A 25,459-nucleotide genomic window follows, 5' to 3' on the forward strand; every position below is an offset into this window, starting at 1 on the left:
CATGTGCCAATGGAAACAGTGGAAACGGGTACGAACCCGCATCCGCGAACTCCGGGCGCTTGGCATGCCCGATTGGATGGTCTTCATGATGGCCAATTCTAGACGAGGTCCTTGGGAAATGTCCCGAGCCATAAACAACGCCCTTCCAACTTCCTATTGGGAAGCAAAAGGGCTGAAAAGTTTGCTTTCTCGTTATCTGGAACTTTGTCAACCTTTTGGAAACGCCTAGTGCGGACCCGCATGCTAGGTGTTGTGAGAGGACGGGGGTTAGCCGCCCCCTCCTACTCGATCGTGCGGCGGTCCGTCCCGCCGGCGGGACATGCGAACCGGCAGCGGTCGGTCTGGCCGGTATTCGTCGGTTCGGCGGCAGCCCGAAGCTTGCCGTCAACCCGGGAAGCCGGGAACGCGGCCGGCCAGGTAGGCCCTGAATTCCCCTATGCTGGCGAAGACGCGTTCGGGCGCGGGCGCGTATTGCCTCGCCTGCACGTTCGGCATCCATTGGGCCGCGAACGTGCGCACGCCCGCGTCATGGCCGGCTCGCATATCGTCGTTGCTGTCGCCGATATAGACGGTGTCCTCGCGGCTCCAGCCGAGAGCGTCGAGAATGCGGAGGATGCCTTCCGGCGCCGGCTTGGACCGCGTCACATCGTCGCCCGTGACGATCTTGTCGAACGGAAGCTCCAGCCCAAGCTTGGCAAGGGAGATGTCGAGCGTCCGGCGGGCTTTGCCCGTGAAAAGCGCAAGCCCTGCTCCGGCCTGCTTCAAATCCCGCAGCAGCGCCGCAATCTCATCGTTCTTCCTGACCAACGCTTCATGGTGCCGCTCGTAATCGGCGACGAATTCTTCGATCGCCGTTTCCGCCAGCTCCTTGTTTTTGAGATGCAATCGAATGATGCCGAACTCCGTCGGCCCGGACATCCGGTTGAAGTCGCCGAAGTTCAGTTCCCGGTTGTCGTATTTGCGAAACGCATTGGCGAACGCGTGTCCCATGACCGGCAGCGTGTCCGCCAGCGTGCCGTCGAAGTCGAAAATCAAATTTCGGATCGCGTCCATGACCGCAAGTTCCTCTCTCCCTTGGTTTTCTTTACAGTTCTCCCGTGTTGGCCAGCTTCCTCACGTCGAGCAGGGAAATGCGCTCTCCGGTTTGCTCGTGGTACAGGAAGTCCCCTTTGACATGATCGATGAACAAAATGCCGTCCAGGTGATCCACTTCATGCTGAACGCAGCGCGCCAGATAGCCTTCCGCTTCCAATACGAACGGTTCGCCCCGGCGGTTGAGGCTTTTTACCTTCACGTATTGGGCGCGCTTTACCTCTCCCGCATAACCGGGGAAGGACAGGCACGCTTCGGCGCCAAGCTGCTCGCCGCGGCGTTCGACAATTTCCGGATTGATCAGCTCGATCAGGCCGTCGCCGCAGTCCATGACGACCGCCCGGCGCAAAATGCCGATCTGCGGCGCCGCAAGACCGGCCCGGCCTTCGGCGGCGTACAGCGTATCCTTCAGGTCGTCGAGCAGCTTGACGATTCGCGGCGTCACTTCCTCGACAGGCTTGGCCTTTTTCCGCAGAATCGGGTCGCCAAACGGCAGTATCGTTCGAACAGTCATACTTCAAGCTCCTTTAATTCGTATTCCTTTTGGCTTATGCTGCGCTTGCGCTCATTTCATTTTACCAGATTTCCGGGAGAAGTCTCTCTTTCCTGTTTCGGATCGGGGCGGGTTTGCAAAAAAAGGATGATTAATTTTGGAAATTTGATAGAATAGAAGTAGGGCTAACATCCTACGGTTTGACGGAGGCACAATAGGGAATGAAATTTGCCGGCTTCATCTTTTTCTCTTCCCTGGAGTACATCGCGTTCATCTATTTGATTCTCGTCCTCTTCCGGTTCAACGTCCGGGAGAATATGTTCAAGTTTACGCTGTATGCGATCGTGCTCAGCTTCGCCTCCAATTCGTTGCAGATGGAGTCGCTGCAAGCCTTTTCGCCGTTGATTCACGTGGCGGTGCATATCGCTTTCTTTTCGGTTTTTTTGGGGCTGCATTTGTTTAATGCGGCGGTCATGGTCGTGACGGGTTACGTGGTAAACTCCATCGTTCAATGGATGATCGTGGCGATGGTTTCTCATTTAAACGGCGGCGCGTTGAAAATCGAGTCGTATACGCCCGATGCGTTTGCCATTCAAGCCGCTACCGCAGTGGTGATGATCCTGTGCGCATGGGTGACGAAGATTCAGAACGGCGGGTTCAGCTTTATTCGGGAAGCGAGCCGGTTTACCCGCAGCCAGATCTTTGTCCGGAAAAACGTTCCGTTTCTTATCTTTTTGCTTCTTTCTATCGTTTTGGTTGTGGCGGCCAATATGCTTTATATTGCGATTGAAGATCCGCCATATTTGCTCATTTCGATTTTGTTTTTTCTGGCGTTGATCGCTTTGATTATTATTTCCGTAAAAAAGGACCGTGAAGACGATGATTGAAGTTTTGGCTTTGCGGCTTGCCCAGAGGCTCAAAAATGCGGAGCCGGAACGTACGGCCAGCGTCGATGTGATGAAGTATTCGCTGATCATCTTGTTGAATCTCTTTTTTACGGTATTGGTGATTGGTCTGGCAGGAGCGATTACGGGAAAATTCGGCCAAACGATGCTCGGTCTTGCCGCGTTTATGGCGCTCAAGTTCGTATCCGGCGGCGCCCATCTGCGCACCGCGCTGCAGTGCTCGGTTTTATCCGTCGTCTGTATGGCCGCTGCGCCGCATATCCCGATGACGGAGGAGTGGGTGCAGGGAACGATCATCGCCAGCGCCGTGTTGTTGCTGTTGTTTGCACCCTCCAATCTGAAAGGCCACACTCGCATTCCGGAGCGATATTTTCCGCTGTTGAAGCTGGCTTCGGTTCTGATCGTATCGCTTAATTTCTTTTGGCTCAGTTCCACTGTAGCAGTGGCTCAATTGATACAATCCGCAACAACTATACGAATTCCGATAAGGAGATGATCGTAATGAAACGTCATGCGGTAACTGTCATTTCCCGGGTATTGGCGCTTGTCGCCGTTGCTTTCGCGTCGACTGCATGCAATTTTCTGTTTCATCGCCCCGAGGTGCCCGAAGAGCTGAGAAGATAGCAGCCTAGAGGGGAGCGGGCGAATGGAGCAACAGATTTTATTGCTTGATCGCAAGGGGAACCCGTGTGCCGTCAACGTAGAGAATCTTGTTGCTATTCGGCCAACGGCCAGAGGTCCGGAGTTCTATACGAAGGATGAGGTTTATTTCTATCCGACCCGGATGGACGAGCTTCATCTGTTGCTGAAGAACGCCGGGTTCGAACGGCTGGACCGCACGAATCTGGTCAACCTGAACAGGGTGAAGGCGTTCGATCCGAAGGACCGCAAGGTGTATTTCGAATATCCGTGGCGCCAGGACAGCCTGTCCTTTACGGTATCCGAAGCCAACCTGAAAAAGTCGAACACTTGGCCAAGGATAATGAGGTCAAGCCGAGCGCCGTAAGCGATCTGTTGTGCGATGAAGGCTGATCCGCCTGCAGTCGGAACTGAGACGCTGCTCGGGATAACGGCGAAGCTGCCGCTATCCCGAGTGGTGTTTTTATGGGTTATGCTGGGCTTTAAAATTTCCAAAAAATACATTTGCACATCGGCCAAATATGTGCTATCATAATCTCCGTCGCAGGTCCTTAGCTCAGCTGGCAGAGCAGTTGACTCTTAATCAACGGGTCGTGGGTTCGATCCCCACAGGGCCTACCATCCTTCAAAATCGACAAGAGCAGGCAAGGCGGGAAGCCGTTGACCTGCTCTTTTTGCTATACGCATATTGCATGCTGTTAAAGGGACCCCATTCAAACGCCGGACGCGGAAAGCAAAGGAGACGCCGAATCCCCGGCCTGCTGCAGTTCTAGCATTCGGCGCCGGTAGGCGTCCGGCGTGCAGCCGACGGCCGCTTTGAACACGCGGGTGAAATGCGCCGGGTGCGCGAAGCCGACCGCTTTGCCCACTTTGGTCACGGGCATGTGCGGATCGAGCCGGAACTGGATCTTCGCCTGATTGATCCGCCGGTTATACAGGTACTGAAATACCGTCGTTCCGGTGACGTCCTTGAACAGATTGGAGACGTACGTTTTGGTCAAATGCAGCTCCGCCGCAATCGCATCGAGCGTGACCGGCTCGTGATAGCAGCGTTCGAGATAGGAGATGATGTTCTGCACGTGGCGCTCCCGCTCGGAACGGTGGATTTGCCGATCGACGGGCTGCCGGCAGCAGCCTTTGATGACGTACAGCAGTTCGCAAAACCGCAGCGTAAATCGTTCATAGGCGAACGGCTGAACGGCGTCGCCCCGTTCGGAGGCTTCGTACAGACGGCTTAGTTCTTCGAGCAGCCGTTCGATCTCCGCCCGCCGTTCGCCGGACAGGGAGAGGCGATAGTTGCGAAGTTCTCCGAACGGCAAAAGCAGGCCGCGTACCGTATCCTCCGGCAATATGCGGTAAATGTAGGCGGGGTCGAAATGAATGAGCGTGCGGATGTACGGGACGTGAGGCTGCGGGTTCGGCCGGTGCAGCGTCATGCCGTGCATCAGAATGAGGTCGCCCGGGGCCAGCGTCATGATGCGGTCCCCGATCAGGAAGGTGCACTGCCCCTCGTGAAAATAATAAATTTCGTAAAACGAATGGGAATGAAAGCTGATTTCGGCAATCGGCGTCGCGCATCGGTACGCGAATTCGATCGGACGGTTCCATTGCGCATACGGAATGACGGGCATCCGGGACACCTCCGCCTGCAAAGTTGGAAGGACCCTGTTTCGGCTCGCCGCGAAACAGGGTTCCTTGATATCCTTCTTATGCCATTTTAACACGTTTTGAAGGCGATTTCATCTGATCCGCACCGCATCCCGCTGGGCGATCAGGCACAGCTCCGCCGCTTTGAAGGCATGCTCCTGCGTCATGGCGTTCTCGGTGCCGTTCAGGCAATCGAGAATCAGCTCCCCGAAGAAGGGATAGCCGACCTTGCCGGCCACGTCGAAATACGCTTCCCCTTCATGATTGACGAGATAAACATGGCCGCCGTCCCGGGAACGGGCGATGTCGATATATTTGCGCAGCTCGATGTACCCGTCCGTGCCGAGAATGAAGGTTCGTCCGTCGCCCCAGGTGCCCAGTCCGTCCGGCGTCAGCCAATCGACGCGGAAATAGTTCGTCGCCCCGTTGTCCCCGACCAGAGTGGCGTCTCCGAAATCCTCCAGCTCGGGATAATCGGGATTGCGGTAATTGCCGACTTTGCTGTGCAGCACGCGCGCGTCCTTGCAATCGGCAAAGTAAAGGAATTGCTCGATCTGGTGGCTGCCGATGTCGCACAAGATGCCGCCGTAATGCTTCTTGCGGAAAAACCAGTCCGGCCGCCCGGTGCCGAGCCGGTGCGGACCGGTTCCGAGCACCTGAACGACCTTGCCGATCGCGCCCTGCTTAATGAGCTGGCCCGCATAAACGGCGCTTTCTACATGCAGCCGCTCGCTGTAGTAAACCATATACTTAAACCCGGTTTCCGCGACGGCTTTCCGGGCGGCTTCGAGCTGGGACAGCTCGGTAAACGGCGTCTTGTCGGTAAAATAGTGCTTGCCCGACGCCAGCACCCTCAGCCCGAGCGCCCAGCGCTCGCTCGGAATGGCCGCGGCCGCGACCAGGCGCACTTCGTCGTCCTCGAGCACGGCCGCTTCCGAAGGAGCCGCCTTCGCTTCGGGGAAAACCTTCCGGAACGCTTCGACCTTGGCCGGGTCCGGATCGTATACCCATTTGATCGTCGCGCCGGCTTCGACCAGTCCCCGGCATTGGCCATAAATATGGCCGTGATCGAGGGCGACGGCCGCGATCACGAATTCGCCGGGACCGCACACCGGTTCCGGCTTGGCGGAAGCGGGGGCGTAGGTCTGGCCGCTGCTGGCGCCGAACAGGGCTTTGCCGCGAATTTCGCTAGTCATCGTATGCTCCTCCCGTGGATAGCGTATTCTTATTCCATCATGGGACCGTTATCGGACAGCGTCACCGGCTTGCGGTTTCTTCGGCGCGATAGGCGGAACGGTCGATTCGCGCCTGCAGCTGCGCCTCGAATTCCCGCTCGTCGAGCGGAAGCTCGACCCAACGGTCCAGCCAGGTGGACAAATGCATCGCGTTGGAAATGGACAAGCCGAGAATGCCTTCTTCGCCGGGCGCGACAAGCGGGGTTCCGTTCAGGATCGCATCGGTGAAATTCTGCATAATGCCGGCATGCTCCGGGCTCGGGCCGAAATGATCGAAATCGATCCGCCAAGCTTCCGGGCTGGCGAAGGAAACGGTGTTGCGCGCGTTGAATTCGGGCTCGGGTTCGCGCAATCTCCAGAACGTCAGCTTCCCGTTTTCGGCGACCAGCTTGCCGCGCTCGCCGATCACTTCGTAACGGTTCGTTCCCGGCGCTTCGCCGGTTGTCGTCACGAAAACGCCGGTCGCCCCGTTGGCGTATTCGACGTAAGCCGTCACTTCGTCTTCGACCTCGATGTTGCGGTATTTGCCGAAATGGCAGAACGCCCGGACCCGCGCCGGGATCATGCCGATCGTCCATTGCCAGAGGTCCAGCTGGTGCGGACACTGGTTGAGCAGCACGCCGCCGCCTTCCCCGGCCCAGGTGGCCCGCCACGAACCGGAATCGTAATACGCCTGCGGACGGTACCAGTTCGTAATAATCCAGTTGGTCCGGCGAATCGCCCCGAGCTCGCCCGAAGTGACGAGATCGCGGACTTTCGCGTATAGCGGATTCATCCGCTGGTTATACATGATGCCGAAGACTTTGCCGCTTCTTGCGGCCGCTTCGTTCATCGGGCGAACGCGCGAGACGGAGACGCCCGCCGGCTTCTCGATCAGCACGTGAAGATCGTGCTCGAACGCGGCGATCGCATCGGCCGGATGCCCGAAGTGCGGAGTGGCGATGAGAACGGCGTCGATCAGCCCGGATTCGAACAACTCCCGTGACGTTGCGAAAACCGCGAGGCCTGGATACTGCCCGCGAATGGACTGCCGGCGGCTCTCGTTCGCTTCGCAAACCGCCGTCAGCGCGGCTCCTTTGATTTTGCCGGACGCAAGGGTTGCCGCATGATTGCTGCCCATATTGCCCATACCGACAATGCCGAATCTGACCTGTTTCATTCCAGACAAACCTCCCGGCGAAAATAAACTCGGCGAAAATAAACTCCAAGAAGCCGGTTGACCGGCATAAACGGTTGACGGCGTTGCATGTCAGAACGCGTTGGTCAGCCGGCTCCGTTTGCGAACGGCCCCATTGTAGCACATTCGGTTGGGAACGGGAGGGAATCGGATAAAGGGCGTAACCACAGTCAAGAAATCCGGGCAAAAGGCAAGCCACGATTAACGCAAGGCATAGCCCGGCAACCGGAAGGGGCGGGGAGGCTTCTTGCTGCTCCGCTTGATGTAAGGTACTCTTAAATCGTACGGGCAAAATATTGCAGGATCGTGAAACGCGGGACGATATGAACCGTAATAGTGAACGAGACAAATGTAAACGAGGGAAGCCGATGGATGCGTTGCGAACGTTTTTTGCTCAACCCGGAGTAAGAAGAGTGCTGTTTCTTTTGCTTGTTCTGCTGCTGTTGTTCAGTCTCCGCCATATGCTCAACCTGCTCCTGCTGCTGTTCCTCGTAACCTTTGTTATGGGACGGCTGCAGAGCTACCTGACGAAGAAGCTCAACCGCTTTTTTCCCGTATCCCCCATTGCGGTCGTCGTCGTTTTGTACACGCTGCTGGTGTCGGGCCTTGTGATCGGGATTTACAATTACGTCCCCAAGATCATTAGCCAGATTATCGAGTTGATCGGCAACATCGACCGCTTTCTGCGAACGTCCAACAACAACGAGATCGTGCAGAAGCTGATCGACGCGCTGAAGAAAGGGGACGTCAATTACGAGTCGTACTTCAGCAGCGCGATCGAGTATATCAAGAAGCTGAGCAAGTGGCTGGAAATCATCCTGATCGTCATCCTGCTGAGTTTCTTTTATCTGCTGCAAAGAAACAAGATCGTCGCATTCACGGAGAAATTCCGGAACAGCAAGATCGGCTGGGCGTACAAGGAGTTTGAATACTTCAGCAAAAAGTTCACGTCTTCCTTCGGAAAAGTGATCGAGGTCCAGCTTCTGATCGCCGTGTTCAATACGGTGCTGACGATGATCGGCCTTTGGATCATGGGCTTTCCGTATTTGTTCGCCCTGACGATCATGGTGTTCCTGCTGAGCCTCATCCCGGTGGCGGGCGTCGTCATCTCGTTTATTCCGATCAGCATCATCGGGTACCAGGTCGGCGGTTTTTCCCTGGTGCTCTGGACCATCGTCATGATTCTGGCCATTCACGCGTTGGAAACGTATTTTCTCAATCCGCGCCTGTACGCGCACAAAACGAAGCTGCCGATGTTTTACACGTTCATCGTGCTCATCTTTGCCCAGCATTATTTGGGCATATGGGGGCTCATTATCGGAATTCCGATTTTTATGTTCCTGCTCGACCTGCTCGAGGTCGACCAGCCGAAAAGCTGACGCCGGAGCCGGGCCGGGGAAGCCGCGCCCGACCGCTCCGGCGGGCTGTGTGCCGGATGTAAAACAAATAAACCTCCAAAACCGCTTTTTACAGTGGTTTTTGGAGGTTTGTTGGTTTTTGGGGCTGGCTTCGAAAACAGCCAGAATCGCACTTGCGGCATGGCGAGACGGTATGGACGTCGCTTATTCGGCGAATGATTGCGGCGGCGTTGCCTGCTTCGCATGGGTGACCCGCGTTCCGGCCAATCCGTCGTGTATGCTTTTAGCCCCCCTATTCCAAAACAACGCGGCAATATAGAGAAGCAGGAGGGCATTCGGAATATAAATCAAATAAAGATTGTCCGGTTCCTCCACGCTCCACCACGGCTCGGGAACGAGGACGATCGCATGAGTCAGCTCCCACGGAAGCAACCTGACGGCGGTTCTGGCCAGCGCTTGCGCAACGTTGATGTTCGATCCCGTCCGGTCCGTCACTTTCAAGGCGAGCAGCTTTTTTCCTACTGTCTTTTGGAAGAGTCGTTCGCACAGGATAAAATACAGCCATACGGGCAAAGACATCGTCGCCAGAACCCACCATTCGATTTCGTATCCGTGATCGAAACGATCGAACGGAAACCCGGACGTCATCGCATAAACCGACATCTGCAGCCCGATAAGGACCATAGCGAGCAGCACGAAATCGACCCCGTATGCAAGCAGCCTCCGAATGGAAAGCAGCATCCCCTTCTCCTTTTCCTGGAAATTAATCCTTTCCCTTATCATAACAAAAAGAGACATCGCATTGAAATGAATTCCCGAAAAATGATACGATGCCATTAGATGCCAATTTGGAGCGGGCTCAAGCCTGTCGGGACCAAGGAAATACCCGCGAATCGTTCGTGGACGTCCCTGAAGCGAAGCGCCGGGCTGCAGCCCGGACAAGCCCTTGAAGCGAACCGCGACGAGCCGCTGGACGGGTTCCTGGCGGGGTTCACGTCGGGCACGAGCGGCTCGCCCAAGGGCGTGGCGCATCTGCGCGCGAACTCTCTTTGGGCGGCGCGTTGGGCGGCGCGTCCGCGTAAGCCCGCCCGCGAACTTCTATATTTTCAAGCAAAGGAGAATTCACATGGACTGCATCTTCTGCAAAATCGTAAACGGCGAGCTTCCGTCCCAAAAAGTCTACGAAGACGAGTTTGCGGTCGCATTCCACGATATCAACCCGATCGCGCCGGTGCATGTGCTGACGATTCCGAAAAAGCATATTTCGTCCCTGCTGGACATCGGGACGGAGGACAAGGAGCTGATCGGACATCTTCATCAGGTCATTCAGAACGTGGCGCGAATCACGGGCGTGGACAAAACCGGATTTCGGGTCATCACAAACATCGGGGAACACGGCCAGCAATCGGTGCACCACCTGCATTATCACGTGATCGGCGGCCGCCAGTTGGAATGGAAGGCCTAGACGAAACGGGCAAAGGGACTGTCCCCAAAGTAAGGCTGCTTTCCTAACGGACAGTTAGCTTGCTGAGAAAAGCATGTGCAAGAGGGTGATCCCTGGATCGTCATTCCGGCTCGATCCGCCAAACCGTTAATGATGATTTTGGTGGACCGTCGTTCCGCTAAATCGGCCGATCTCGTCTACGGGGAGAATGTGGGGACAGAGGTTCCGTTATTCGTTCGTCCGTCGGCGATTTTTTGCGGAATTATAGCTCTTAACGGATTGTCTGTCCGCGAGAAGGCGGAAATCGGGGGATTTTGAACAAATAGCGGATCCTGTGTCCGCCTTATCTGCCCGGCTGATGGAAACGCAGGGCAAAACAAGAGGGGAATCCGGGTGCCGCCGAGGTCGTTTGCATGGCCGTTACGCGTTTGGTATCCACGTACCCATCGGGTGCCCAGCGCCCGGCTCAGGGGGGACGCAAGCGCCAGCGCGATGCCGATGGCCGACACGCCGCCCTTCAAGCGCCCTCCAAGCCGCCGACGCTCATGGCGGCCGCCAGCTGGAATGGAAGGCCTAGACGAAACGGGCAAAGCCCCCGTCCGCGGCAGGAACGGGGGCTTTGGCATGTCCGAACGGCTTTCGGGAAGCTTCAGCTTCGGGAAGCGGCTTCTTGTCCCACCTTGTGCAGATAGGCGACGAGCGTAAGCAGGCCTTTGTCGAAATTCTCCAGATGGAAATGCTCGTCGGGAGCGTGCAGATTTTCGTCGGGCAGGCCGAAGCCCATCATGACGACCGGAGCCGCCAGGATGCGGGAGAACGTCTCCACGATCGGGATCGAACCGCCGTCCTTGGTGAACACGGCGCGCGTGCCGTACACTTCTTCATAGGCGTCGGCCGCCAGCTGAAGCAAGGGGTGGGAAGGGTCGCAGCTGAAAGCGCGCGCCTTTTCGCCGGGCCGGATGTGCAGCTTCGCCCCCGGCTGGATATGCGCCTGCATATGGCGTTCGATCCGTTCGAGCGTCTTCTGCGGGTCCTGGTCCCCGACCAGACGGCAGGTGATTTTGGCATGCGCTTCTTTCGGAATGACCGTCTTCGTCCCTTCCCCCTGGAAGCCGCCGTACACGCCGTTCAGCTCCAGCGTCGGCCGGGCGCCGGTGCGCTCGGTGAACGAGAAGCCCGGTTCTCCGTAAAGCGTGTCGAGGCCCAGCTCGGCGGCAAGCTGCTTCTCGTCGGGATTGTAGCTGGCCAAGTCGGCTTTTTCCAGCTCCGTCAGCTCCGGCACGCCTTCGTAAAAGCCTTCCACCGCGACGCGGCCCTGATCGTCGTGCAGCGAGGCGAGCAGCGACACGAGCGCATGCAGCGCATTGGGCACGGCTCCGCCGTAAAGGCCGGAGTGCAGGTCGGTTTTGGCGGTCGTCACGGTCACTTCCAGCGAGCAGAGGCCGCGCAGGCCGGTGCAGATCGACGGCTTGCCCCGCTCCAGCAGCGAGGAGTCCGAAATGACGACCGCGTCGGCCGCCAGCTTGTCCCGGTTGGCGGCGAGAAATTCCGCCAGGCTGGTGCCGGATACTTCTTCTTCTCCTTCGACGCAGAACTTGATGTTGACCGGAAGCCGGCCTTCCTCGCGCAAAATCGCCTCGACCGCTTTGATATGCAGGAAAAGCTGGCCTTTGTCGTCCGTTGCTCCCCGCGCATACAGCTTGCCGTCGCGGATCGTCGGCTCGAACGGAGGCGTTGTCCACAGATGCAGCGGATCGACCGGCTGGACGTCGTAGTGGCCGTAGATCAGCAGCGTCGGCCGGCCGGGGGCGTGCAGGTGCTCGGCGTAGACGATGGGATGCCCCTTCGTCCGATGAATTTCCACCTGCTCCAGTCCGGCGCGGGTGAGCGCGTCGGCCAGCCACTTCGCGGCGGCGTTCACGTCCTGCTTATGTTCGGATAAAGCGGAAATGCTCGGAATGGACAGCCATTCCTTCAGCTCGTTCAAGTGCCGTTCGCGTTGACCGGCGAAATAGGCCGCATAGCTCATGGGAGGCACCTTCCTTCCTTGAATGGAATCATCTCTCCCCGATTTTACCATTCCTTTTTCCGCAGGGGAAATATTCCGCTTCCCGGTGCCGCCGTCACGCCCGGCGCTCCTCCCGCAGCGGCCGCGCATCCGGCGGAATCAGGGCCGGGTCGAGCGGCCGGACGCTCGCCTGAAAGCGGCCGTAATAGCGGAATACGGTTCCGATCAGCCCGTTCGTCTCGCGGCCGGATGACGGTAAGCCGTGCGGATCGCGTGCGGAATATCCTTGAACCGGCTTTTTTCGATATAATTGACGGCTCCGGCGGTGAACGCCTGCGTGACGACGCGCTCGTCGCGAAGCGAGGTGAGCATGATGATTATGGCCGGATGAATGTCATGAATGTCGATGGCCGCGTAAATGCCGTCCATTGCGCCTTCGCCGAGCTGGATGTCCATGAGCACGACATCGAAGTCTAGCGTCCGCGCCAGTCTGACGGCTTCCTCTTTATTCGTCGCCGAGCCGACGACGAGCATGTCGTCTTCGTGATGGAGAAAGCTGGTCATGGCTTTGATCCACTCCGGGTCGTCCTCGTCGTTTGCCGATTCGGCGGCGGTCTACAGCAATCTGTATCTGGTTCTAAGTTTGATGCATGCCGGCATTTTGGCTTTTTACGGGTGGCAATTCGGAAAAGCGGGGTTCCGCTGATGGAGGGGCGGCCCGCGCGTACGCCAGAGCCGCCGGTTCGTGCGCGGCGCGGACGTTCGGCGGCCGGCTTCACTCCGCTGGCTGGAGCTCGTCAATCTTGTCTGCATATTAGGTCAAGTCCCCTCATAAGTATGAACCATGGACTAACCAATGTGCAGAGGGGTTGATCTCATGCGTCGTCGGATCCCATGGATCGCTGCCGCCGTCGTTCTCCTTGCAGGATTGCTTGCGGGCTGCGGGAGCAAAAACGCGGAAACGGTCGTGAAGGATTTGAACAAGGTAATGGAAAAAATGGACAGCTATGAAGGCAGCGGCACGATGATTTTGCATACCGGACAACAGCCGCAAACGTACAAGGTCGAAGTGTGGTACCAAAAACCGTCCTATTACCGGATCGCGCTCACCAACGACAAGAAGGACATCACGCAGATCGTGCTCCGCAACGACGACGGCGTGTTCGTGCTGACGCCGAGCCTGAACAAGAGCTACCGGTTTCAGAGCGAATGGCCGGAGAACCAAGGCCAGGTCTATTTGTACCAAACGCTCGTGAAGAGCATCGTGCTCGACAATTCGCGCCAGTTCACGTCCGACAAGGATTCGTACGTCTTCGACGTGATGGCGAGCAACTATCAGAACGGATCGTTCGCGCGCCAAAAAATCTGGCTGGCCAAGTCCGATTACGCCCCGCGCCAGGTGGAAATCACGGACACGAACGCGAACCTGATGGTGGAAGTGAAGTTCGACAACTTCAAGTTCGGGAAAAAATTCGACCGCTCCGCGTTTGACATGCAGCAGAATATGACGGCCGCTCCGAATGCGCAGTCTGGCGGCGGCGAAACGAACGCGCAGCAGCCTGGCGCAAGCGAAACGAAAGCGCCGGAGGCCAGCGATGCGGACGGCGGCGCAAACGGCGGAGCAACAGGCGAATCGTCGGCCGAGCCGGGCGCCGCTCCTTCCGAAACGACGGAAGGCGCAAGCGGAAGCGAGAGCGCAGCTTCCGACGGAGCCGGAACGGACGCGCAGACGGAAGAGCTTGTGACCGTCGAGCCGGATCCGGACTTGCTGCCCGAAGGCGTCGAGCAAAAGGACATCGTCGAAATCAAGCTGGCCGACGGCAGCCAGGGCGTCATGCTTCGCTATACCGGAACGTACGACTTCACCATCCTGGAGTCGGTGTCAAAGACGGAGGCGGTCACCACGACCGAAGGCATTGCGCTTGATCTGGGCTTTACGATGGGCCACCTGACGACCGGGGATACGAAGACGCTGACGTGGACCTACGACGGCACGGATTACCGGCTGACCACAATCGATCTGCCGGAAGAAGAGATGGTCCGGGTCGCGCAATCGATGGTGGATTCGTCGGGTAAATAACGCGAAAGGAGGAGCCGGCTTCCCGCTACCGGCTCTTCCTTTGCCATATTCGGCCGATGCCCGCGATGGAAAACGTTGGATCGCGATCATTCGTTGACAGCCCAACGGTCACCCGGTAACATTACCATATAGGTTAAAGATATGGTTTTGACAGAATAAAGTGGGTGACGGGTCCGTGGATGAATATTTCAGGCCGACGGTGGCTGAGATCTCGCTGGATGCCCTGGAGCGCAACGTGAAGGCATTCCGCGATCTCCTGCCGTCCGGCACAAGGCTGCTCGCCTCCGTAAAGGCGAATGCCTACGGACACGGAGCGGTTGAAACGGCGAGAGCGGCGGTAGCCGCGGGAGCGGATTATCTCGGGGTGGCATCGCTGGACGAAGCGCTGCAGCTTCGGCGCGCGGGCGTAACGGCGCCGGTGCTGACGCTAGGATATACTCCGCCCGAAGGATTCCCGCTTGCGCGGGAGCACGGGATTACCGTTACATTGTTTAGGCACGATTCCTTGGATGAAATCGAAAAGCTGCCCGTACAGGGCCCCAAGCTGAAGGCGCATGTGAAAATCGACTCCGGCATGGGGCGTCTCGGCGTGCTTCCGGGCCGCGAGGCCGAACGGTTTCTGGAACGGGCGTGCGCCTTGCCCCAACTGGATGTCGAGGGCATGTTTACCCATTATGCCAAAGCGGACGAAAGCGACAAAAGCCATACGCTCATGCAGGCGGAACGGTTCGCTTCCGTCGCGGAGTATGTCCGGCGTCACACCTTGCCCCTGCGCATCATTCACGCGGGCAACAGCGCGGCCGGCATCGATCTGCCCGACCACATCGGGGGCATGCTGCGGCTTGGGATTGCCATGTACGGACTGTATCCGAGCGAGGAAGTACGCCGCGACCGGATTCGCCTGGAACCGGTCATGACGCTGAAAACGCAAATCGTGCATGTCAAGACCCTTCCTCCCGGAGAAGGCATCAGCTACGGAGCCCGTTACGTGACGAGCGGGACGGAAACGATCGGGACGCTGCCGATCGGCTATGCCGACGGCTTCAGCCGGATGCTGTCGGGCAAAGCCGAAGCGCTGCTTAGGGGAACCAGGGTGCCGGTGCTCGGCACGATCTGCATGGACCAGTGCATGATCCGGCTGGATGACGCAAGGACCGAAGGCGCCCCCGAATTCGAGCCGGGGGAAGAAGTCGTGCTCATCGGGCGGCAGGGGGATCAGACGATAACGGCGGAGGAAGTGGCGGCCGCGCTCGGCACGATCAATTACGAAGTCACCTGCATGATTTCTTCGCGAGTTCCCCGCGTATACGTGAAGAACGGAGCGATTGTGGCGGTAACCAATCCGTTGGCGCACGTTTGAACGAGTGGATAATTTGCTGTGTTCAGCAGGAAAATGGGCTTGTTAACGCGAATGCTTAGATTGTCGACAGGGGAGTCGTATATTTCTCTCCCGGGACCGACATACTGGAAATTAGGTAGAGGGCTGGAAAATCTTTGGAGGTGCTTGTTCGGTGGCCAATGCGCATAATACAAAGAGAATCATGATCAGCCTGCCGGATCAACTGCTACGGGAAGTCGACTTTGTGGTCGCAAAGGAAAATTCGAACCGCAGCGAAGTCATTCGGCAGGCGATGAAACAATATCTCGTGGAGCGGAAGAAACGTTTGATCCGCGATTCCATGCAGCGTGGATATATGGAGATGGCCAAAATCAACCTGAACATAGCATCGGAAGCTTTTCATGCGGAAGAGGATGCCGAAAGCACACTTGGACGACTGGTAAGCGGGGTGTAGCCCATTGATCGTCAAGCGCGGGGATATATTCTATGCGGATTTGTCGCCGGTTGTTGGCTCGGAACAGGGTGGCGTGCGTCCCGTGCTCGTCATTCAGAACGATATTGGCAACCGCTTCAGTCCGACGGTTATCGTAGCTGCCATAACCGCTCAAATCCAGAAAGCAAAGCTCCCGACGCATGTCGAGATCGATTCGAAATTTTATGGAATGGAAAGGGACTCGGTTGTGCTGCTTGAGCAGATCCGGACGATCGACAAGCAGCGGTTGACGGACAAAATCACCCACTTGGACGAAGAAATGATGCGCAAAGTCGACGACGCCCTGCAGATCAGCGTCGGTTTGATCGATTTTTGAAAGACGGAAACCGCTTGGTGGTTTTCGTCTTTTTTTGTTTCGATCTGCGGCGGAACGAAGACAAGGATTGACAGCGGGCCTGTTCATCGACTATTTTAAACATATGATTAGAACAAACGATTAAAACAAATGATTAAAAGAGAAGGGCGGATGGCGAGAGATGAGAACCCTCAAGCTGTTTATGAAAAGGCCGACGACGTGGATGGGCATTGCGACGGCGCTTATGTTCCAGTTCATTTTCTCCGTCGTATGGATGACCGGGTACGAAGGCGTAACGGACCGGACCGGCCAGCTTCGCGTCGGCATCGTCAACGAGGATCAGGGGCTGGACAAGGCGGTCGCTTCGAAATTGCAGTCGAGCCTGCCGGTGCAGACCGTGCTGCTCTCAGACCGCGAAGAAGCGATGGAGCAATTGGACGAGCGGGAGCTGCAGATGGTCATCCGCATCCCTTCGACCTTCTCCGCGGACGCTGCCGCGGCGGACCGGCAGGCTTCCCTCGATTTTTGGATTAACGAATCGAATCCGTCGCTGATCAAAAGCATCATGACTTCCGTTTCGGGTCAAGTGACGGCAGAGGTAAACAAGGCTGCCGTCGGCGAAGGCGTCCGGCAGATTCTGGCGAAGGTGCAGCCTGCGGAACAGGCCGCCGCGGCGTCCGCCGCTCTGGCCGAACGGGTCGTCGGCCATGTCCAGCCGGTGAATCCGGTCTCCGGAATGAACAATCAGATGATCCCGATGATGATGGTGTTGGCCTCCTTTGTCGGCTCCATGATCATGAGCATGAACCTGGAGCAATCCTCCGCGGCGCTGGCCGCTCAGACGGGCCGCTGGCAGCGTCTTGCCGCCCGCTGCGTTCTGAACGTCGCCGCGGCGGTGGGCGTCTCGCTTGTAGGCGCTTCGCTCATTATGGCGCTCGGCGGGCAGGCGGAACGCGGTTTTCTCGCGCTGTGGGGGCTGATGTTCGTCATGCTGCTGTCGTTCTTGTTCCTGACGCAGATGTTTCTGCTGTTGTTCGGCATCGGCGGCATGGTGTTCAACATTCTGCTTCTGTCCGTTCAGCTCGTATCCTCGGGCGCCATGGTGCCGCGGGAGCTGTTGAACGATTTTTATGCCAATCTGGGCAATGTGCTGCCGGCGACGTACGCGGTGGAAAGCGGCATGGACGTGTTGTTCGGCGGGCCGGGAGCGGGACGTGCCGTCGGCATGCTGCTGCTGATCGCCTTGTCCTGCGCCGCAGTCGGAGCGGGAACCGTTGCGCTTAAGCCGGGCCGTCAGCCCGTCCGGGAGGCGGCGCAGGCAAGTTGACGCTCAGCGGAGCTTGATTCGCGTCCGCGCACGGTTCATAATAGTACATGATCCTGATCAAGGCGGAGGAAATTATGGAATCGGCGGAACAGGACGTGAAGCTGCGCCTGCTGCGCGCGGCCAAGAAATTGTTCGCGCAGCAAGGATTCGACCGGACGACCATCCGGCAAATATCCGACGAGGCAGGCGCCAATGTGGCTTTGATTTCTTATCATTTCGGGGGCAAGGAGAAAATTTTCGAAGCGCTTTTCGAGCATTTTTTGCCCAACGAATTGATACGGGCGAGCGTGGATCGGCCGTTCCCGCCCGTGGAAGGAATCATCCATATTATTGAACAGGTGATGCAGTACCGTTTCCGCGAGCCGGAAATGATGCTGATTCTCCAGCAGGAGATTAGCCTGGGAACTCCCCGGACGAGCGTGATCCGCAAGTATATGTTCCCGATTTGGGGCAAGCTGCGGAATTTGCTGGAAGAGGGGCGCCGAATCGGCGTATTTCGCTTCCGGTCGCTGGACAATGCGCTCCTGTCCGTTCTCGGCTCCATTTTGTTCCACCGAAACACGGACTACTTCCAGCCGTTGCTGGAGCATACCCCGCAGTCGGCTCAAGAGCTGGTGGACGATGTGACGGAATATGTTTTGGGCGGTTTGCACTACGCTGGAGAATCCGTAAAGAAGTAAACGATCACGCAGGCGCTTCCGGCTGGGAGCGCTTGTTTTTCGTGATTGGACAGGGAGGCGCTGTTGGATGCTTGAGGAAATGCAAGGTTCGGAACAAGCCCGCGAGGAGCGGATGATCGCCCAGATCGCCGCGGAGCTCGGATTGAAGCCGGGCCAGGTGCGGACGGTGGCGGGACTGCTCGACGAGGGGAACACGATTCCGTTTATCGCCCGGTACCGCAAGGAAATGACCGGGGAGCTGGACGAGAATCAGCTGAGGGCAATCCAGGAGCGCAGAGGGTATCTGCAGCAGCTGGAGGATCGCAAGAGCGAGGTCATCCGGTTGATCGACGAGCAGGGGAAGCTTACGCCGGAGCTGCAAGCGGCGGTGGAGAAGGCCGTCAAGCTGCAGGAGATCGAGGACTTGTACCGCCCGTACCGGCAAAAGCGGAGAACGCGGGCCAGCGTGGCCAAGGAGCGGGGCCTCGAGCCGCTGGCGGAGTGGCTGCTGTCGCAGCCGGAGCACGGCGATCCCCATGCGGAAGCCGCGCGGTACGTCGACGAAGAGAAGGGCGTCGCAAGCCCCGAGGAAGCGCTTCAGGGCGCGATGGACATTATCGCCGAAGGCATTGCCGACGATGCGGACATCCGGAAATGGGTGCGGCGCTTTACGTGGGATCACGGGGTGCTGCACAGCAAGGCGAAGGATCCGGAAGCCGAGTCGGTCTACGAGATGTATTACCAGTATGCCGAGCCCGTCAAGCGGCTGCCGCCGCATCGCGTGCTGGCGATCAACCGCGGGGAGCGCGAGTCGGTGCTCGCCGTCGGCATCGAGGTGCCGGCCGACCGCGTTGTCGAAGAGCTTAAGCGGCGCATGATCCGGCGGCCGTCTCCCGCCCGCGACCTGCTGGCGGCCGCCGCGGAGGACGCCTACAAGCGGCTGATCGCGCCGTCGATCGAACGGGAGCTGCGCGGCGAGCTCACGGAGAAAGCCGAAGAGCATGCGATCGGCATCTTCTCCGAGAATCTGCGCAACCTTCTGCTCCAGCCGCCGGTGAAGGGACGCGTCGTGCTCGGCGTCGACCCGGCATACCGGACGGGCTGCAAGCTTGCCGTCGTCGACGAGACGGGCAAGCTGCTGGAGGTTGCCGTGGCTTATCCGACGCCGCCGCACAACAAAAAGGCGGAGGCCGAGGCGCTGTTCCGCCGCCTGGTCGACCAGTACGGGATCAGCCTGATCGTCATCGGCAACGGCACCGCGTCGCGCGAGACGGAGCAGTTCGTCGCCGGCGTCATCAAGGGAATGCCGGAGCGGGGGCTGCAGTATCTGATCGTCAGCGAAGCGGGCGCAAGCGTCTATTCGGCCTCCAAGCTGGCGCAGGAGGAATTTCCCGATCTGGACGTGGCGGAACGAAGCGCCGTTTCGATTGCCCGCAGGGTGCAGGACCCGCTGGCCGAATTGGTCAAGATCGAGCCGAAAGCAATCGGCGTCGGCCAGTATCAGCACGACGTCTCGCAGAAGCGTCTGGAGGAAAGCCTGAACAGCGTCGTCGAATCGGCGGTCAACCATGTGGGTGTCGACGTCAACACGGCGTCTCCGTCGCTGCTTAGTTACGTGTCGGGGATCAACAGCACGATTGCCAAGAATATCGTCAAGCTGCGGGAAGAGCAAGGGAAGTTCACCAATCGTTCTCAATTGCAAAAGGTTCCGCGCCTGGGGGCGAAAACCTATGAGCAATGCGTAGGCTTTTTGCGCATTATGGACGGGGACAATCCGCTTGACCGCACGCCGATTCACCCTGAGTCGTACAAGGTTGTCGACGCACTGTTCGGCATGCTGGGCCTGCCCTTGACCGCGATCGGCTCGGAGGAGCTGAAGACGCGCCTGCAGCAGATGGATATCGCCGGGATGGCGCAGCGGCTTGATGTCGGCGTTCCAACGCTGCGGGACATCGTGGACAGCCTGCTGCGTCCCGGACGGGACCCGCGCGACGAGCTGCCGCCGCCGATCTTCCATACCGATGTGCTCGACATCGAGGATTTGCGGCCGGGCATGCAGTTGATGGGCACCGTGCGGAACGTGGTGGATTTCGGCGCGTTTGTCGACATCGGCATCAAAAACGACGGGCTCGTCCACATTTCGCAGCTCAGCAACCGCTACGTGAAGCATCCGACCGAGGTGGTGGCCGTGGGCGATACGGTGACGGTATGGGTGATCGGCATCGATGCGAAAAAAGGCCGGGTCAGCCTGACGATGAAAGGACCGCAGGAGACCTGAACAAACGAAGCCAAGCGTGTCAAAAGGCCGCCTCGCTTCGCAAGCGCGCAAGCTTGCGGAGGAGGCGGCCTTCGTCTCGGGCCAGCGGACCGGAGGCCGTTGGGTGCGTATGCCTGTCCGCGATCTTTCCGGTCATGATCAAACGGCCGTTCAATGCAGGGAACGCGTAGCCGGCGTCGTCTGCTGCGACGGCGTCTGCCGTTGGTAAAAAAACCAGCAGTCGTTCAGCATTTTGATTTGCCTGCGGTCCTTTTTCAGGTACGCCCGCATGAGCTGATTGCACAGCCATTGCGGCATCGCGGTCGACCTCCTCCCGTTCGTGCTGTGTTAATAGCATATGGGAGCGAGGCACCCGTCGTGCAGGTCCGATTTTAAGGTGTGGCGGCGGAAGCCGCGAATCCGCGCCGGACCAAGGGGCGTCAGAGCAGGCCCTCTTCCTCGTACCACTGTTCGAGCTGTGCTTGCAGGGCGCGGATTTCGGTAAGCAGGGAGACGAGCGGATACGACGTTTCGCGAATGGCGGCGAAGGTGCGCTCCAGCTCGTTTATATAGGCTAACCCGCTGACCGGCGTCATGCGCTCGTCAAGCAGTTCCAGTCCCGTGCATTCGGCTACCGCTACGGGCAGTTCGGGCACGTTGTCGGCGGTCAGCTTGGACAGTTCTTTATGAAGCCTCAAATTCAACGCGCTCAGTTGATAAGCGTGGGAGGCGGGCATTTCGACAAAGAGAAGGCTCCCGTCTTTTCGCTGCAGGAGGATATAGGACATCTTGGACATGACGATTGCGGTTCTCCCCTCGGGCAAATTCTACTTGACAGTGTAGCCCAACCGGAGACTACAATTCAAGTAGTTCGGGGCCAAGCGGGCCCCAGGAACGGCGCCGCTTCCGGGCGGCGAGGCGAATGGAACGGAAAAGAGGAGAAAACCGTGAACGACGCGGAATTGCAAGCATGGGTGGAGTCCGTTTCGCGGGAGGCGTTCGGGCTGCCTTTTAAACATAAAGCGACTTTTAACGGCAGGCTGCGGACGACGGGCGGACGCTATTTTCTGAAAAGCCACAATATCGAAATCAGCCCTCATCAGCTTGCGGTGTACGGCCGCGAGGAGACCGAGCGGATTATCAAGCACGAGCTCTGCCATTATCATTTGCATTTGGCGGGCCTCGGATACCGCCACCGGGACCCGGAATTCAAGGCGCTGCTGAAAAAGGTCGGGGCGACCTTGTACTGCAAGACGCTGCCGGGCGCCCGCCGGAGCTTGCCTGTAAAGTATTGGCTTGTCTGCCGCTCGTGCGGCATGTCCTATCCCCGCAAGCGCAAAGTCGATCCGCGCAAATACGCCTGCGGCCGTTGCCGGGGAGGGCTGAAGCTGGTGGATGCCGAACCTGCGCAAGGCTGAGGCGACGGATGCAAGCCCGATCTGCGGGGTCCAAAATTTTTTTAAAAAACCTGCGGAAAGGTGCTTGACTTCCTCCGAGAAGCATGCTAAATTAATTCATGTCGCTTCGAGAACACAACGTCAATCGACGAAATATTCCTCGATAGCTCAGTTGGTAGAGCACTCGACTGTTAATCGAGTAGTCACAGGTTCGAGTCCTGTTCGAGGAGCCATTCGGAGAGGTACCCAAGAGGCCGAAGGGGGCGCTTTGCTAAAGCGTTAGGGTGTAACAGCCGCGAGGGTTCGAATCCCTCTCTCTCCGCCAGGTGTTCGACAAGCGGCATACATAAATAAAGGTCTGGTCGGAGAGTACTCCGGTTGGGCCTTTTTTTTTGTTTTCGGAACGGTTTTGGGCGCCCCCGCGCGAAGGAGGCGCTTTTCCGGAAAGGATTGATCGAGGATTTATCGACGCGGCAGACGGCTACAGCCATTTTTTTCGTTTGTAATAAAACCACAGCGAACTTGCAATAATGAGCATAATGACCAGCAGGACAGGATAGGCGTAAGGCAAGTCCAATTCCGGCATATACCTGAAATTCATGCCGTACACCCCGACGATGAAGGTGAGCGGCATGAAAATCGAACTGATAATCGTGAGCGTCTTCATGATTTCGTTCATTCGGTCGGACTTCATGTTGAGTTGCAGGTCGAGCAGTCCGGTGAGCGATTCCCGGAACGAATCGATGGAGTCGAGCACTTGTGTAATATGGTCGTAAATGTCGGAAAAGTACACATCGGCTTCCTTGCGGGTATACGGGAACTGCTGATGGGTCAGCTCGCCGATAACGGCCCTTTCGTCGGCCAGAATGCGCCGCAGCGTGTGCAGGCGCCTCTTCAACCGGAACACCTCGCCGGAAATCCGCACGTGAGGATTGTGAAAAACAGCCCGCTCGAACTTTTCGATCCGGTTGTCCACTTTGTCCGTCACGTTGGCATAGTCGTCCACGCAGCGGTCCAGCAGCCGGTACAGGACGGCTCCGGAGAACTCCATGTGCCCCCCTTCCGTCCGCCGGAAATCCGATGCGGCTTCCCGCAGCGAAGCCACTTCCTGGGAGCAGACCGTAATGACGTAGTTGGGCCCGATCACATGCTCCATCTCGACTGCGGACAAGTCTTCGTCAACATGGAAAAAGGTCAGCAGCAAATGGTTTTCATACCGGTCCAACTTCGGGCGCTGGTTCATCGTGACGCAGTCCTCGACGAGCAAGGGATGGCAATGGAAGATGTCCGTCAGGACACGCTGCACTTCTTCGGGCGTTGCCGCGATCAGGGGAATCCACGCCACTTCGCCGTCTTCCGGCATTCTCACGGGCGTCTCCCGGATGGTATGGGTTCGGGAATCATACAAGAGCATATCGGTCATTTCCATCTCTCCTTCCGCTTTAGGATAGCACATTTTTAAGCAAAAAAAAGTTTGGACAAAAGGGCTTGATATCTGCCGGGGATTCGGATATAATCATTTTTGTCGTCTGAAAGGGCTGCGGAAACGAAGCGGTTCAAGCGAACGATGTCCGGCCCGTTGGTCAAGGGGTTAAGACACCTCCCTTTCACGGAGGTAACAGGGGTTCGAATCCCCTACGGGTCACCATTCGAGCCATTAGCTCAGTTGGTAGAGCACCTGACTTTTAATCAGGGTGTCGAAGGTTCGAGTCCTTCATGGCTCACCACCCGATGAATCCGGTTAGCGTACGCAACCACTTCGGGCGACATTCAACTTCATAACGTGCGGTCGTGGTGGAACTGGCAGACACACTATCTTGAGGGGGTAGCGCCCACAAGGCGTGCGGGTTCGAATCCCGCCGACCGCACCATAAATTCGAATTCGAAATCCCTTGATACATAAGGGATTTTTTATTTTTTTGTCCGGTAATTTGGAGAAAGTGCGGTCGAGACTCCTTGGGGGCTCGGCTTTTTTTGTTACATGCGCATACAACCTGGTTGCCGTGGAAAGTATCGGACGTTGCCGCAAGAGGCGACCCGCCAACAATGCTGTGGTAAAAATGCAACCGGCGGCAAGAAGCGTTTTACAAAGAACGAGCTATTGTAATCCTAATAAAACCGAGTATAATACTTGAATATAGAGAAGAACGGTTCATACGTGGCACAACCGCATTGATCCGGATCAAATAGATGGAGGTGGGGTTTGCTGCATATTGAAAAGCTTTTCAACCTTTGCAAAGCAAGGTGTTCCGCATGAAAGCGAGTATCAGAGACGTAGCGAAGCTGGCCAATGTATCCATCAGTACCGTGTCGCGCGTACTGAATGCGCCGGAGCTGGTTGTGAAAGAAAAGCGGGAAAAGGTGCTTGCGGCGATTGCGCAGCTTAACTATTCGCCGAATGCGCTGGCCCGAGGGCTCATTCACAGGCGAACACAGACGCTGGGCGTGCTTTCCCCCAATATTTCCAACCTGTTCTATTCGGAAGTGCTCGCCGGTATGGAGGGTGCGGCGCATGAAGCCGGATACAATCTCATGATTTGCAATACGGACAACAATGCCCAAAAGAAACACGCCATCCTGAAAGTATTGAATGAAAAACAAATTGACGGACTGATCCTGACAAGCGAGCCCGTTCTGCCGGACGATTATGAGGTACTGTCCAAGTTTACGTTCCCCGTCGTCCTGGCTGCCACGCATAGCCCGGATTACGAGATCGCTTCGGTCAAAGTGGACGACGAGAAAGCCGCTTACGACGCTGCGGCGTACCTGATCAGCCGCGGGCATCGCCGGATCGGCATGATCAGCGGGTCGATCGACGACCCGATTTCGGGCGGGCCCCGGATTCGCGGTTTCCTTCGCGCGCTGAACGATCACGGCATCGAGTCCGATCCCAAGAAGTGCATCGAGTACGGCAGCCCCCAATTTGAGCACAGCTACCAGGCGATGAAGGCGCTGCACGCCAAGTTTCCGGATATGACGGCGGTTTTTGCAACCAGCGACGAGCGTGCGCTTGCCGCTATTTCTTATCTGCACGAACACCGGATTCGCGTGCCGGAAGAAATATCGGTGATCGGGTTCGACAATACGCGCATGGCCGGCATGTGTTTTCCGAAATTGACGACGGTCGCCCAGCCGCTGTTTGATATCGGATATTTATCCGTGGTGAAGCTGCTGCGGCTGATTCGCGGCGAACCCGTTCATGACCTGAGAACCGTTGTTCCGCACAGCATTGTAGAGAGAGACTCGGTCATCAGCGTCAAGCCGTAAGGCGAAGTTATGGAGGGCAGGGATGCCCCCGACGGCATTCTGAAAAGCTTTTCAGAGCGATTCAGAGCGGTTTTGTAATGAAAAAGGAGCCATTCCTGTAATGAATGAATTCGAGGTTTGAATGAAAAAAGTACCTTCTGTATACTGGGGAACGTTCCGACCAAAGAACAAATCCCAGCGCAGGAGGCACTCTACAATGAAGTATAAACACGCCAGGAAACAGAATCAACGAATTCAACAAATTACCGAATCAACTCTTGTTGTCGGGGCCGACATTGCCAAGAAAACACATGTCGCCAGAGCCGTCGATTTCCGCGGAATCGAGCTCGGTAAAGACTGCGTGTTCG

At 57.5% G+C, this 25,459-nt stretch carries 27 protein-coding genes, 6 tRNA genes and 2 pseudogenes; 24 read left to right on the top strand and 11 right to left on the bottom strand.

Going from position 1 to position 25,459, the window contains the following annotated elements:
- Positions 1–229: pseudogene (locus F560_RS25245) on the top strand (group II intron reverse transcriptase/maturase); the annotation flags it as partial.
- Positions 230–384: 155 nt separating this feature from the next.
- On the opposite strand, the gene F560_RS0119200 reads toward F560_RS25245, so the two are convergent.
- Both F560_RS0119200 and def read right to left on the bottom strand, forming a co-directional pair.
- Positions 385–1,053, bottom strand: coding sequence for an HAD family hydrolase (locus tag F560_RS0119200; RefSeq protein WP_019007381.1), 669 nt, complete (start codon positions 1,051–1,053; stop codon positions 385–387).
- 31 nt (positions 1,054–1,084) lie between these two features.
- Positions 1,085–1,606, bottom strand: a complete 522-nt coding sequence (gene def, locus F560_RS0119205; RefSeq protein WP_019007382.1) for a peptide deformylase — start codon at positions 1,604–1,606, stop codon at positions 1,085–1,087.
- A gap of 200 nt (positions 1,607–1,806) precedes the next feature.
- Here def and F560_RS0119210 point away from each other — a divergent pair, with 200 nt between their 5' ends.
- From F560_RS0119210 to F560_RS0119230, 5 genes are all read left to right on the top strand, one after another.
- A complete protein-coding gene (locus tag F560_RS0119210; RefSeq protein WP_019007383.1) occupies positions 1,807–2,472 on the top strand; it encodes a hypothetical protein in 666 nt (221 codons plus the stop codon).
- On the top strand, positions 2,465–2,986 hold the full coding sequence (locus F560_RS0119215; protein WP_019007384.1) for an accessory gene regulator ArgB-like protein: 522 nt from the start codon (positions 2,465–2,467) through the stop codon (positions 2,984–2,986). Before F560_RS0119210 ends, F560_RS0119215 begins: the two co-directional genes overlap by 8 nt.
- A 5-nt stretch (positions 2,987–2,991) precedes the next feature.
- A complete protein-coding gene (locus tag F560_RS25250) occupies positions 2,992–3,114 on the top strand; it encodes a cyclic lactone autoinducer peptide (protein ID WP_019007385.1) in 123 nt (40 codons plus the stop codon).
- Between the two features lie 22 nt (positions 3,115–3,136).
- Positions 3,137–3,496: a LytTR family transcriptional regulator DNA-binding domain-containing protein gene (locus tag F560_RS23690; RefSeq protein ID WP_019007386.1), complete on the top strand. Its 360-nt coding sequence runs from the start codon at positions 3,137–3,139 to the stop codon at positions 3,494–3,496.
- Between the two features lie 178 nt (positions 3,497–3,674).
- Positions 3,675–3,750 (top strand) — tRNA-Lys (locus F560_RS0119230).
- A 92-nt stretch (positions 3,751–3,842) separates the two neighbouring features.
- Here F560_RS0119230 and F560_RS0119235 read toward each other — a convergent pair.
- The 3 genes from F560_RS0119235 to F560_RS0119245 all read right to left on the bottom strand — a co-directional run bounded on the left by F560_RS0119235 (position 3,843) and on the right by F560_RS0119245 (position 7,170).
- Positions 3,843–4,760, bottom strand: coding sequence for an AraC family transcriptional regulator (locus tag F560_RS0119235; RefSeq protein WP_019007387.1), 918 nt, complete (start codon positions 4,758–4,760; stop codon positions 3,843–3,845).
- A gap of 108 nt (positions 4,761–4,868) precedes the next feature.
- The gene (locus tag F560_RS0119240; protein WP_019007388.1) at positions 4,869–5,972 is read right to left on the bottom strand and encodes a Gfo/Idh/MocA family protein; all 1,104 of its coding nucleotides are present in this window, start codon (positions 5,970–5,972) and stop codon (positions 4,869–4,871) included.
- Between the two features lie 61 nt (positions 5,973–6,033).
- The gene (locus tag F560_RS0119245) at positions 6,034–7,170 is read right to left on the bottom strand and encodes a Gfo/Idh/MocA family protein (protein ID WP_019007389.1); all 1,137 of its coding nucleotides are present in this window, start codon (positions 7,168–7,170) and stop codon (positions 6,034–6,036) included.
- Between the two features lie 386 nt (positions 7,171–7,556).
- Between F560_RS0119245 and F560_RS0119250 the strand changes: the two genes are divergently transcribed.
- On the top strand, positions 7,557–8,567 hold the full coding sequence (locus F560_RS0119250) for an AI-2E family transporter (RefSeq protein WP_026298412.1): 1,011 nt from the start codon (positions 7,557–7,559) through the stop codon (positions 8,565–8,567).
- A 183-nt stretch (positions 8,568–8,750) separates the two neighbouring features.
- Here the strand turns inward: F560_RS0119250 and F560_RS0119255 are convergent, their stop codons facing one another.
- Positions 8,751–9,287, bottom strand: coding sequence for an RDD family protein (locus tag F560_RS0119255; protein ID WP_019007391.1), 537 nt, complete (start codon positions 9,285–9,287; stop codon positions 8,751–8,753).
- Between the two features lie 385 nt (positions 9,288–9,672).
- On the opposite strand from F560_RS0119255, the gene F560_RS0119260 reads away from it, so the two are divergent.
- On the top strand, positions 9,673–10,011 hold the full coding sequence (locus F560_RS0119260) for a histidine triad nucleotide-binding protein (protein WP_019007392.1): 339 nt from the start codon (positions 9,673–9,675) through the stop codon (positions 10,009–10,011).
- A gap of 628 nt (positions 10,012–10,639) precedes the next feature.
- Here F560_RS0119260 and F560_RS0119265 read toward each other — a convergent pair.
- Complete coding sequence (locus F560_RS0119265) at positions 10,640–12,019, bottom strand: dipeptidase (RefSeq protein WP_019007393.1); 1,380 nt, start codon at positions 12,017–12,019, stop codon at positions 10,640–10,642.
- A gap of 204 nt (positions 12,020–12,223) precedes the next feature.
- Positions 12,224–12,562, bottom strand: a complete 339-nt coding sequence (locus F560_RS23695) for a response regulator (protein WP_019007394.1) — start codon at positions 12,560–12,562, stop codon at positions 12,224–12,226.
- Here F560_RS23695 and F560_RS25685 point away from each other — a divergent pair.
- The 8 genes from F560_RS25685 (at position 12,561) to F560_RS0119310 (ending at position 20,469) form a co-directional block, all read left to right on the top strand.
- A complete protein-coding gene (locus tag F560_RS25685) occupies positions 12,561–12,704 on the top strand; it encodes a hypothetical protein (RefSeq protein WP_019007395.1) in 144 nt (47 codons plus the stop codon). The genes F560_RS23695 and F560_RS25685 overlap by 2 nt on opposite strands.
- A 171-nt stretch (positions 12,705–12,875) precedes the next feature.
- Positions 12,876–14,078: an outer membrane lipoprotein-sorting protein gene (locus F560_RS0119280; RefSeq protein WP_019007396.1), complete on the top strand. Its 1,203-nt coding sequence runs from the start codon at positions 12,876–12,878 to the stop codon at positions 14,076–14,078.
- Positions 14,079–14,253: 175 nt separating this feature from the next.
- Entirely contained in the window at positions 14,254–15,438 is a 1,185-nt protein-coding gene (gene alr, locus F560_RS0119285; RefSeq protein ID WP_019007397.1) for an alanine racemase, read from the top strand.
- Between the two features lie 151 nt (positions 15,439–15,589).
- Positions 15,590–15,871 (top strand): CopG family ribbon-helix-helix protein, encoded by a 282-nt coding sequence (locus F560_RS0119290; RefSeq protein WP_019007398.1) that lies wholly within the window; start codon positions 15,590–15,592, stop codon positions 15,869–15,871.
- Positions 15,872–15,875: 4 nt separating this feature from the next.
- Positions 15,876–16,226 (top strand): type II toxin-antitoxin system PemK/MazF family toxin, encoded by a 351-nt coding sequence (locus F560_RS0119295; RefSeq protein ID WP_019007399.1) that lies wholly within the window; start codon positions 15,876–15,878, stop codon positions 16,224–16,226.
- A 160-nt stretch (positions 16,227–16,386) separates the two neighbouring features.
- A complete protein-coding gene (locus tag F560_RS0119300) occupies positions 16,387–17,532 on the top strand; it encodes a YhgE/Pip domain-containing protein (protein WP_019007400.1) in 1,146 nt (381 codons plus the stop codon).
- 74 nt (positions 17,533–17,606) lie between these two features.
- Positions 17,607–18,212 carry a TetR family transcriptional regulator gene (locus F560_RS23700; protein WP_033396446.1) on the top strand — a complete coding sequence of 202 codons (606 nt, stop codon included), beginning with the start codon at positions 17,607–17,609 and terminating at the stop codon, positions 18,210–18,212.
- 67 nt (positions 18,213–18,279) lie between these two features.
- A complete protein-coding gene (locus F560_RS0119310; RefSeq protein WP_019007402.1) occupies positions 18,280–20,469 on the top strand; it encodes a Tex family protein in 2,190 nt (729 codons plus the stop codon).
- Between the two features lie 150 nt (positions 20,470–20,619).
- Here the strand turns inward: F560_RS0119310 and cmpA are convergent, their stop codons facing one another.
- Both cmpA and F560_RS0119325 read right to left on the bottom strand, forming a co-directional pair.
- Entirely contained in the window at positions 20,620–20,766 is a 147-nt protein-coding gene (cmpA, locus tag F560_RS25255; protein ID WP_019007404.1) for a cortex morphogenetic protein CmpA, read from the bottom strand.
- A 122-nt stretch (positions 20,767–20,888) separates the two neighbouring features.
- Complete coding sequence (locus F560_RS0119325; RefSeq protein ID WP_019007405.1) at positions 20,889–21,245, bottom strand: hypothetical protein; 357 nt, start codon at positions 21,243–21,245, stop codon at positions 20,889–20,891.
- A 150-nt stretch (positions 21,246–21,395) separates the two neighbouring features.
- On the opposite strand from F560_RS0119325, the gene F560_RS0119330 reads away from it, so the two are divergent.
- From F560_RS0119330 to F560_RS0119340, 3 genes are all read left to right on the top strand, one after another.
- Positions 21,396–21,866 (top strand): SprT family protein, encoded by a 471-nt coding sequence (locus F560_RS0119330; protein ID WP_019007406.1) that lies wholly within the window; start codon positions 21,396–21,398, stop codon positions 21,864–21,866.
- Positions 21,867–22,002: 136 nt separating this feature from the next.
- A tRNA-Asn gene (locus F560_RS0119335) sits at positions 22,003–22,078 on the top strand.
- 3 nt (positions 22,079–22,081) lie between these two features.
- Positions 22,082–22,170, top strand: a tRNA-Ser gene (locus tag F560_RS0119340).
- 156 nt (positions 22,171–22,326) lie between these two features.
- On the opposite strand, the gene corA is transcribed toward F560_RS0119340, so the two are convergent.
- A complete protein-coding gene (gene corA / locus F560_RS0119345) occupies positions 22,327–23,268 on the bottom strand; it encodes a magnesium/cobalt transporter CorA (protein ID WP_019007407.1) in 942 nt (313 codons plus the stop codon).
- 150 nt (positions 23,269–23,418) lie between these two features.
- Between corA and F560_RS0119355 the strand changes: the two genes are divergently transcribed.
- The 5 genes and pseudogenes from F560_RS0119355 to F560_RS25690 form a co-directional block, all read left to right on the top strand.
- Positions 23,419–23,493 (top strand) — tRNA-Glu (locus tag F560_RS0119355).
- Positions 23,494–23,496: 3 nt separating this feature from the next.
- Positions 23,497–23,572, top strand: a tRNA-Lys gene (locus tag F560_RS0119360).
- Positions 23,573–23,630: 58 nt separating this feature from the next.
- Positions 23,631–23,716: transfer RNA gene (locus tag F560_RS0119365), tRNA-Leu, on the top strand.
- A 382-nt stretch (positions 23,717–24,098) separates the two neighbouring features.
- Positions 24,099–25,112 (top strand): LacI family DNA-binding transcriptional regulator, encoded by a 1,014-nt coding sequence (locus F560_RS0119370; protein ID WP_026298414.1) that lies wholly within the window; start codon positions 24,099–24,101, stop codon positions 25,110–25,112.
- A 196-nt stretch (positions 25,113–25,308) separates the two neighbouring features.
- Positions 25,309–25,459, top strand: a pseudogene (locus F560_RS25690) (IS110 family transposase); the annotation flags it as partial.

The organism is Cohnella laeviribosi DSM 21336 (assembly GCF_000378425.1).
Classification (GTDB): domain Bacteria; phylum Bacillota; class Bacilli; order Paenibacillales; family Paenibacillaceae; genus Cohnella; species Cohnella laeviribosi.